The 8,541-nt window shown below is 60.5% G+C and carries 11 protein-coding genes; 9 read left to right on the top strand and 2 right to left on the bottom strand.

All coding sequences use genetic code 11. The features are described from left to right. The 9 genes from V3W31_05770 to V3W31_05810 all read left to right on the top strand — a co-directional run. A partial coding sequence (locus V3W31_05770; protein MEE9614449.1) for a peptide chain release factor-like protein occupies positions 1-348 on the top strand: 348 nt, incomplete at its 5' end. Positions 349-358: 10 nt separating this feature from the next. Further along, positions 359-1,630 (top strand): UDP-N-acetylglucosamine 1-carboxyvinyltransferase, encoded by a 1,272-nt coding sequence (gene murA / locus V3W31_05775; protein MEE9614450.1) that lies wholly within the window; start codon positions 359-361, stop codon positions 1,628-1,630. A gap of 7 nt (positions 1,631-1,637) precedes the next feature. Further along, entirely contained in the window at positions 1,638-2,327 is a 690-nt protein-coding gene (hisG, locus tag V3W31_05780; protein MEE9614451.1) for an ATP phosphoribosyltransferase, read from the top strand. Continuing rightward, positions 2,305-3,636, top strand: a complete 1,332-nt coding sequence (gene hisD, locus V3W31_05785; GenBank protein ID MEE9614452.1) for a histidinol dehydrogenase — start codon at positions 2,305-2,307, stop codon at positions 3,634-3,636. The genes hisG and hisD overlap by 23 nt, the downstream gene beginning before the upstream one ends. A 9-nt stretch (positions 3,637-3,645) precedes the next feature. Beyond that, positions 3,646-4,263 (top strand): imidazoleglycerol-phosphate dehydratase HisB, encoded by a 618-nt coding sequence (hisB, locus tag V3W31_05790; protein MEE9614453.1) that lies wholly within the window; start codon positions 3,646-3,648, stop codon positions 4,261-4,263. A gap of 70 nt (positions 4,264-4,333) precedes the next feature. After that, on the top strand, positions 4,334-4,981 hold the full coding sequence (hisH, locus tag V3W31_05795) for an imidazole glycerol phosphate synthase subunit HisH (protein MEE9614454.1): 648 nt from the start codon (positions 4,334-4,336) through the stop codon (positions 4,979-4,981). Between the two features lie 2 nt (positions 4,982-4,983). Beyond that, positions 4,984-5,706, top strand: a complete 723-nt coding sequence (hisA, locus tag V3W31_05800) for a 1-(5-phosphoribosyl)-5-[(5-phosphoribosylamino)methylideneamino]imidazole-4-carboxamide isomerase (protein MEE9614455.1) — start codon at positions 4,984-4,986, stop codon at positions 5,704-5,706. A 3-nt stretch (positions 5,707-5,709) separates the two neighbouring features. Next, positions 5,710-6,474 carry an imidazole glycerol phosphate synthase subunit HisF gene (hisF, locus tag V3W31_05805; protein MEE9614456.1) on the top strand — a complete coding sequence of 255 codons (765 nt, stop codon included), beginning with the start codon at positions 5,710-5,712 and terminating at the stop codon, positions 6,472-6,474. Positions 6,475-6,509: 35 nt separating this feature from the next. Next, complete coding sequence (locus V3W31_05810; GenBank protein MEE9614457.1) at positions 6,510-7,007, top strand: DUF2127 domain-containing protein; 498 nt, start codon at positions 6,510-6,512, stop codon at positions 7,005-7,007. Here V3W31_05810 and V3W31_05815 read toward each other — a convergent pair. After that, on the bottom strand, positions 7,004-7,639 hold the full coding sequence (locus tag V3W31_05815) for a tetratricopeptide repeat protein (protein MEE9614458.1): 636 nt from the start codon (positions 7,637-7,639) through the stop codon (positions 7,004-7,006). The genes V3W31_05810 and V3W31_05815 overlap by 4 nt on opposite strands. A gap of 34 nt (positions 7,640-7,673) precedes the next feature. Next, positions 7,674-8,541: tetratricopeptide repeat protein (locus V3W31_05820; protein MEE9614459.1), on the bottom strand; the 868-nt coding region annotated here is incomplete at its 5' end.

Genomic DNA, 8,541 nt, shown 5'->3' on the forward strand with positions numbered 1-8,541 from the left:
CACATCCCCTCGGGGATAGCGGTCTCGTGCCAGGACGAGAAGAGCCAGCACAAAAACCGCCAGAAGGCCATGAAGATACTCAGAAGCCGCCTCCTTGACATAAAGATAAGGGAACAGCAGCAGCGCATAGCAAGCGAGCGAAAGGGGCAGGTGGGCACGGGCGACAGGAGCGAGAAGATAAGGACCTACAACTTCCCGCAGAACCGCGTCACCGACCACCGCATCGGGCTTACCCTCCACAGCCTTACCGAGATAATGGAGGGCGACATAACGGAGCTCACCGACACCATAATCGCCTGGCATCAGGCCGAGGCCCTTAAGGTGCAGTCGGAGGCCGTAAACCGGTAAGCGCACCACTATGGATAAATTCATAATCGAGGGCGGATGCAGGCTGGTCGGAGAGGTCGAGGTAAGCGGGGCCAAGAACGCCGCGCTCCCGCTCATGGCGGCAACGCTCCTTACGGGCGGCAGGCACAGGATCGGCAACGTACCGGCCCTTAAAGATATCGAGACGTTCGGGGAGCTCCTCGTCCATATGGGCTGCACCGTGAGCGGGGACGCCCTCGTAACGGACGGCGGCGGCGACATCGAGATAGAGGCCGGGGACGGGATAACCCCCGAGGCCCCCTACGAGCTCGTCAAGACCATGCGGGCCTCCGTTCTGGTGCTCGGCCCCCTGGTGGCGAGATTCAAACGGGCGCGGGTGAGCCTTCCGGGGGGATGCGCCATAGGGGCCCGGCCGGTAAACCTGCACCTCGCGGGGCTCGAGAAGATGGGTGCCGAGGTCTCCATAGAGCAGGGCTACATAAACGTAACGGCCAAAAAACTCCGGGGGGCCAGGATATACCTCGACATACCGACGGTCACGGGGACCGAGAACCTCATGCTCGCGGCCGTATACGCCGACGGTGAGACGGTCATTGAGAACGCGGCCCTCGAGCCCGAGGTAGTCGAACTCGCGGAAGCCCTCCGCAAGATGGGCGCCGTGATAACTGGCGCCGGCACGGACACCATAAGGGTAGAGGGGGTCAAGGAACTCAGGCCCCTTGAGCACGAGGTAATCCCCGACCGTATCGAGGCCGGCACGCTCATGGTGGCCTCGGCCATGACCAAAGGGAACGTACTTATAAAGAACTGCCCCATGAATCATCTCGACGCCATATGCACGAAGCTCGTCGGGGTCGGGGCCGGGATAGCCGAAGAAGACGGGGGCGTAAGGGTAACGGGCGACTACCCGATAAGGAGCGTTGACGTAAAGACCTCGCCTTACCCGGGCTTCCCCACGGACATGCAGGCCCAGATGACTGCGATGATGGCGGTCTCCAACGGCCTTAGCGTTATAACGGAGACGGTCTTCGAGAACAGGTTCATGCATGTGGACGAACTCAAGCGCATGGGCGCGGACATAAGGGTCGACGGCAGGAACGCGATAGTAAAAGGGGTGCGGCGCCTCGGCGGCGCGCAGCTTATGGCGACCGACCTCCGTGCCAGCGCCTCGCTCGTGCTGGCGGGGCTCGTCGCCGACGGGACGACGGAGGTCTCGAGGATATACCACCTCGACAGGGGCTACGACGGGCTGGAGAGGAAACTCAACGCGCTGGGGGCCAGCATAAAAAGGGTTTCGGATTAACCACGACATGAAGAACAAAACCAAAGACACCCTGACCATAGCGATCCCCAAGGGCAGGATACTCGACGAGGCGGCCGCCATATTCACCGCCGCCGGATTCGACGTAAGCGGCGCCCGGAACGACGACCGCTCGCTCATCTTCGAGGATAAGAAGGAGTGCCTCAAGTTCATGGTCCTCCGGGCCCAGGACGTGCCCACCTACGTCGAGTACGGCGCGGCCGACATGGGTGTCGCCGGAAAGGACGTCCTCGCGGAACAGGCAAAGGAACTCTACGAGCCGCTCGACCTCGGCATAGGCCGCTGCAGGATGGTCGTGGCCGAGCCGAAAGAGCTAAGGAAGAGAGACAACCCCGAAAGGTGGACGCACATCCGCGTGGGTACGAAGTACCCCGAGCTTACGCTCAAGTACTTCCAGAAGAGGGGCGTGCAGGTCGAAATAATAAAGCTCTACGGCTCCATAGAGGTCGCTCCCATCCTCGGACTCTCCGAGAGGATAGTGGACCTCGTGGAGACCGGAGAGACGCTCAAGCAGAACGGGCTCGTCGAGGTCGACTGCATAATGGAGGTGACCTCCAGGCTCGTCTGCAACAGGGCGAGCCTTAAGACAAAGCCGAAGAGGGTAAAAGAGGTGATAGACAGGCTCTCCGGGGCCGTGTCAGGGAAGACCGGGAAAAATGGAAAAAGTGGAAAGAAATGAGATGAAGGTAATCGCGACGGGAGATAAACGCTTCCCCTCGGTCCTCCGGGGCATCATGGAGCGGGGCGCCGCCGACGACCCCGAGGTCGAGGGCGCGGTAAGGTCCATAATCGCCGACGTCAGGAAAGGGGGCGACAGGGCGCTTGCCGAATATACGAAGAAGTTTGATGGCGTCGACCTCAAGGGGAAGATCGAGGTGAGCGCGAGAGCGATAAACGCGGCCATTAAGAAGGTATCCAAAAAGGACCTCAAGCTCATGGAGTTCGCCGCATCGAGGATAGAGACCTTCCACAGGAGGCAGACCCGGGGCTCGTGGTTTATAAAGGACGATAGGGGCTCGATGCTCGGCCAGAGGATTACGCCGCTTGAGAGGGTCGGCATCTACGTACCCGGCGGCAAGGCAGCCTACCCCTCGACCGTCCTCATGAACGCCATCCCCGCAAGGGTGGCCGGGGTGGACGAGGTCGTAATGGTCACACCTCCGGGCAAGGGGGGCAAGGGGGGCAAGAGAGGCATAAGCCCGCACGTGCTCGCGGCGGCGAAGGTCGCCGGGGTGAAGAGGGTCATGCGGGTCGGCGGCGCTCAGGCCGTGGCCGCGCTCGCCTACGGCACGAGGACGGTCCCCCGGGTCGATAAGATAGTAGGTCCGGGGAACGTATATGTTGTGACGGCAAAGCGGCTCGTCTTCGGCGCCGTCGATATAGACATGATCGCCGGACCGAGCGAGATACTCATAATAAACGACGGCACGGGCGACCCCGCGTGGATAGCCGCGGACCTCCTCGGCCAGGCCGAGCACGACGAGCTCGCATCGAGCGTGCTCATAACGACCTCTAAGAAGATGGCCGAGGCCGTAAGAAAAGAGACCGCGAAGCAGCTTAAAAAACTCAAGAGGCGGGCCATAGCCGAAAAGTCCATAGCCGACTACGGAACGATATTCATAGCCCGGACCCTCAGGAGGGCCGCAGAGATCTCGAACCGGATAGCCCCCGAGCACCTGGAACTCTTCGTCGAGAAGCCGCTCGACCTCCTCGGACGCATCCGTAACGCCGGGGCGATATTCCTCGGCGCCTATTCGCCCGAGGCCGGGGGCGACTACCTGGCCGGGCCGAACCACACGCTTCCGACGGGCGGGACCGCGCGCTTTTCGTCCCCGCTCGGGGTGTACGATTTTATAAAACGGTCCAGCGTGATACAGTTCTCAAAGGAGGAGTTCCTCTCGCTCGCCCCGTCGATCGAGCGGTTCGCCCGGGTAGAGGGGCTCGAGGCCCACGCAAAGAGCGTCACTATAAGACGAACGAAGAAGTAAGGAGGCAACATGTCTGCGAAGGCCCAGAGAAAAGGGAAGGTAAAGAGGAAGACTACCGAGACGGATATAGCCCTTGAGCTAAACCTCGACGGAACGGGCAAGCACGACGTGAAGACCGGGATACCGTTCTTCGACCACATGCTCGCACTCTTCGCGAGGCACGGCCTCTTCGACCTCAAGGTACGGGCAAAGGGCGACATAGAGGTGGACTTCCACCACACGGTGGAGGACGTGGGCCTCTCTCTCGGCGAGGCGCTTAAGAAGGCGCTCAAGACGAAGGCCGGCATAAAGAGGTACGGCCGCGCGGACGTGCCCATGATGGACGCGCTCGCCACCGTGGTGCTCGACCTTGGCGGCAGGCCGAACTTAGTCTATACCGTCGCCAAGAAATCCTCCGGCGTAAGCCGCCGGGGAAGAAAGGACGAGTTCGGCATGGACCTCGCCGAGGAGTTCATGAAGGCCTTTTCCAATAACGCCGGGGCGGACCTGCACGTAATGCTCCACTACGGAAAAGACCTCCACCACTCGGTGGAGGCCGTCTACAAGGCGCTCGGCAGGGCGCTCGCCGAGGCAGTGGCAAAGGACAAGAGGATCAAGGGGGCGATGTCCACCAAGGGAAAGTTTTAACTTTTTTCCATTTCCACTTTCCCTTTCACCTTCACCCCCCACCCCCTCCCCTGCCCCATCATAGTAAAGGGTGTTTATGATAGCGATAGTAGACTACGATATGGGGAACCTGAGGAGCGTGGCCAAGGCCCTTGAACGGGTGGGCGCCGAGGCCGTGGTTACAAGGGACCCGTCCGCCATCCGGGACGCGAGCCACATCGTGCTCCCCGGGGTCGGGGCCTTCAAGGACTGCATGCGGAAGCTCGAAGACTACGGGTTGGTGGAGCCGGTCATAAGGGGCATCGAGGCCGGGAAACCGTTCCTCGGCATATGCCTGGGTCTGCAGCTCCTCTTCGAAGAGAGTGAGGAGTTCGGTACGCACAGGGGGCTCGGCCTGATAAAGGGGAAGGTGAAGAGGTTCCCCTCCCCCCTCCTTCAAGGGGATACGGAGCTCAAGGTCCCGCACATGGGCTGGAACGACGTGGAGATAAAAAAGGAGTCCCCTCTTCTAAAGGGGCTGGAGGAAGACGGGAAAGGGGAAGGAAATAAATTCTTCTACTTCGTGCACTCCTACTACGCCGTACCCGAAGACGGGTCGATAAGTCTTACGACCACCCGCTACGGGTTGGACTTTACAAGCAGCATAGCAAGGGATAATATCTTCGCGTGCCAGTTCCACCCGGAAAAGAGCCAGAGGGTTGGACTCCGGGTGCTGAAAAACTTCAAGGAGGTAAGCTGACGGTGATAGTTATCCCGGCCATAGACATAAAGGGGGGAAGGTGCGTCAGGCTCAGGCAGGGAAAGATGGACGAGGAAACCGTATATTCCGAAGACCCGGTGGAGGTGGCGAAGAGGTGGGAGGAGGCCGGCGCCTCGCTCATACACCTTGTCGACCTCGACGCCGCAGTGGAGGGGAGCCCCGTTAACTTCGATACGATAGAGAATATAGTCTCCTCCATACACCGAGGCGTACAGATAGGCGGCGGCATAAGGGACGAGGAGACCGCCGAAAGGTACCTGTCGCTCGACGGCGTAAGGCGCGTCATCATAGGGACGGCCGCCTATGAGAAACCGGAGCTCGTAAGCTCGCTCGCGAAGAAGTACCCCGGCAGGATAGCCGTCGGCATAGACGCCAAGGACGGCATGGTGGCCATAAAAGGCTGGGTCGACGTGACCACCAAGGACGCGATCGAGCTCGCGAAAGAGTTCGAAGGGTGCGGGGTGTCGTGCATCATATACACCGACATCTCGAAGGACGGCATGCTCGAAGGCCCGAACGTAGGCGCCATGAGGGAGATGGTAGCGGCCGTCGACATCCCGGTGGTCGCCTCGGGCGGGGTTTCGTCGATGGACGACATAACGGCCCTGTCACGGGACTGCGGCAACCTCACGGGCGTTATAGTAGGCAAGGCGCTCTACGCCGGCAACGTGGACCTCGCCGAGGCCATAAAACACAACAGCTGATAGATGCTTACGAAACGAATAATACCGTGCCTCGACGTAAAGGAGGGGCGCGTCGTGAAGGGCATAAGCTTCGTCGAGCTCCGGGACGCGGGCGACCCGGTGGAGTGTGCCGTGGCCTACGAGGAGCAGGGCGCCGACGAACTGGTCTTCCTCGACATAACCGCCTCGCACGAGGAGCGTAAGACCATAATAGACATCGCCGAGAGGACCGCCGCCGAGGTCTTCATGCCCGTTACCATAGGCGGCGGCATAAGGACGGTCGAGGATATAAGGGACCTCCTGCATGCCGGCGCGGACAAGGTCTCGATAAACACCTCGGCCGTTGATGACCCCGAGTTCGTAAGGAAGGCGTCCGAGAGGTTCGGCTCGCAGTGCATAGTGGTAGCCATAGACGCGAAGAGTTCGGGACAAGGCCGCTGGGAGGTCTATACCCACGGCGGCAGAAACCCAACGGGCATGGACGCCGTCGAGTGGGTCGCCAGGGTCCAGGGGCTCGGGGCCGGGGAGATACTCCTGACCAGCATGGACAAGGACGGCACCAGGGACGGCTACGACCTCGCGCTAACGAGCGCCGTATCCGGGAAGGTATCGATACCGGTCATAGCCTCGGGCGGCGCCGGTACGCTCGACCACCTCTACGAGGCGTTTACCGACGGCATGGCGGACGCCGCACTTGCCGCCTCAATATTCCACTTCGCGGAGTTCACCATACCCGAGGCGAAGCGCCACCTCATGGAAAAGGGCGTCAGCATAAGACCGCCGGAATGAATGCCGGGATGAATGACCGGGAAGCCATCGGACCGATGGAAAAAATGGAAAAGAAAAAGGAAGGTTTCCTAAAGTTCATCATCATCTACAAGGGCCTCCTGGGGGTCATGGAGCTAGTGATTCCCATAGGGCTCCTGGGCCTTCTAGACCGGGACATAGAGGCCCTGGGGACCGAGCTCGCCAACACCTACGGAATAAACCTGGACGAATACTACCTCACCGCCCCCCTGAAGGAGTTCTCCGACAGTATCGACAATACCTTGATCATGGTAATCGCGGGCGGGATCTTCCTTGTCGGAGTGTTGAACGTAGTGGAGTGCTGGGGGCTGCACCTGAGGAGGCGCTGGGCCGAGTGGCTTACGGTGGTGGCCACCTCCATCTTCATACCCTTCGAGCTCTACAAGGTAGCCGAAAAACTAACGGTCACGATGATATCGATACTGGTGCTTAACTGCGCCATAGTCTATTACCTCGCGAAACACAAGGAGCTCTTCAAAAGCAAGAAGGCGGTCCGGGAATCGGCTTCGGGTTAAGGGCGCACGGCGCGCAGTTCGTCGAGGAGCCTCCGCGCCTCTCCGTCACCGGGGTTAAGCCTGAGCACCGTTTCAAGCTCGCCTATCGCCTCCTCCTTCATCCCCTTCTTCATGTAGAGCATTGCCAGGTTGAAACGTGCGGAGAGGAGGCCGGGCCGGAGTTTTACTGCCTCCCGGTACTCCGTTATGGCATCGTCGGCACGGCCGAGCATGGCGTAAACATTCCCCAGGTTGTTATGGGCCTCGACCTGACCCGGGGCAAAGAACAAAACCATCTTCAGGTCCATTACAGCGTCGTTCAGCCTCCCCTTCATGGCATAGGCGCGGCCCCGGTTGACGCGGGGCTCGATGCTCCCGTACTCCAGCCTGAGTGCCTCTCCGTACTCCTCGATGGCCATGTCCAGTTGCCCTGCCCTCTCCAGGGCGAGGCCGAAGTTATTGTGCGGCCTCCACTTACCCCCTCCCTTGGAGGCCGCATCCTCCCAGAGGGTCAGGTCGTTTTCGAACGCACGGTTCCTGTCGTAGGTGGCCAGGGAGAGAAGCACTATAACGGCAAGCAGGAAATAGGACGCAGCCTCGAAAAAGATCCCGTTGCCATTCCTTTTATCTTCCTTTTTTTCCTTTTTTTCCATCTTTTCCATCCGGCCCGTATACACCGCTACTCCTCTACCGTCCGGTAAGGGAGGCACGGAGCTTTAGCGCCTCGCCGTCACCGGGGTTCAGTCTCAGCACGATTTCGAGCTCCCTTAACGCCTCATCCCGCATCCCCTTTGCCGCGAAGGCCAGGGCCAGGTTCAGGTGGGTGTCCACTAAATCGGGCCGGAGCCGGAGCGCCTCCCTGTACTCGGCTATGGCTTCGTCCGTCCGGCCGAGCATGGCGTAGGCGTTGCCGAGGTTGCCGTGTCCCTCGCCCACATGCGGGGCGAGCTTTACCACGAGCTCCAACTCCTCCACGGCCTTAAGTATCATGCCCGTCGCGGCATAGGCGTTGCCGAGGTTATTATGGGCGTCGACGTAACCGGGGTCGAACTTGACGGCAAGGCGGAGCTGGCCTATCGCTTCGGCGAGCCGCCCCTGCCTCAGGTAGGCAAGCCCGAGGTTGTTGTGGGCGTTCGCGTAACCGTAGGAGAGCTTTAGCACCTCCTTGAGTTCCCTTATGGCCTCGTCCGTCATCCCCCGCTTGTTATAGGCAAGGCCGAGGCTGTTCCGCGCTCGGGCGTCGCGGGGGCTCTTCTTTACCGTATCCTCCCAGAGCCTCACCTCGTCCTGCCACACGTAGTTCCTCTTGTAGGCGGCGGCACCCAGAGGTAGGGCGGTCAGGAGAGCCAGAATCGCGGCGGCGGCAGAGAGGTTCTTTATCTTCGCGCGATCAAGGAAATAAAACGCCCCGGCCGAGAAGGCGACGAACGCCCCGACGCTCGGCAGGTAGAGCCGGTGCTCGAATATCACGTCGCGGATCGGGATTACGGAGGACTCGACCGAGAGTGTCAGGAAGAACCAGAGTATTCCGAAAGAGGCTAAGAGGCCGTGTGCG

It is taken from the genome of Thermodesulfobacteriota bacterium (assembly GCA_036482575.1).
Lineage (GTDB): Bacteria > Desulfobacterota > GWC2-55-46 > GWC2-55-46 > JAUVFY01 > JAZGJJ01.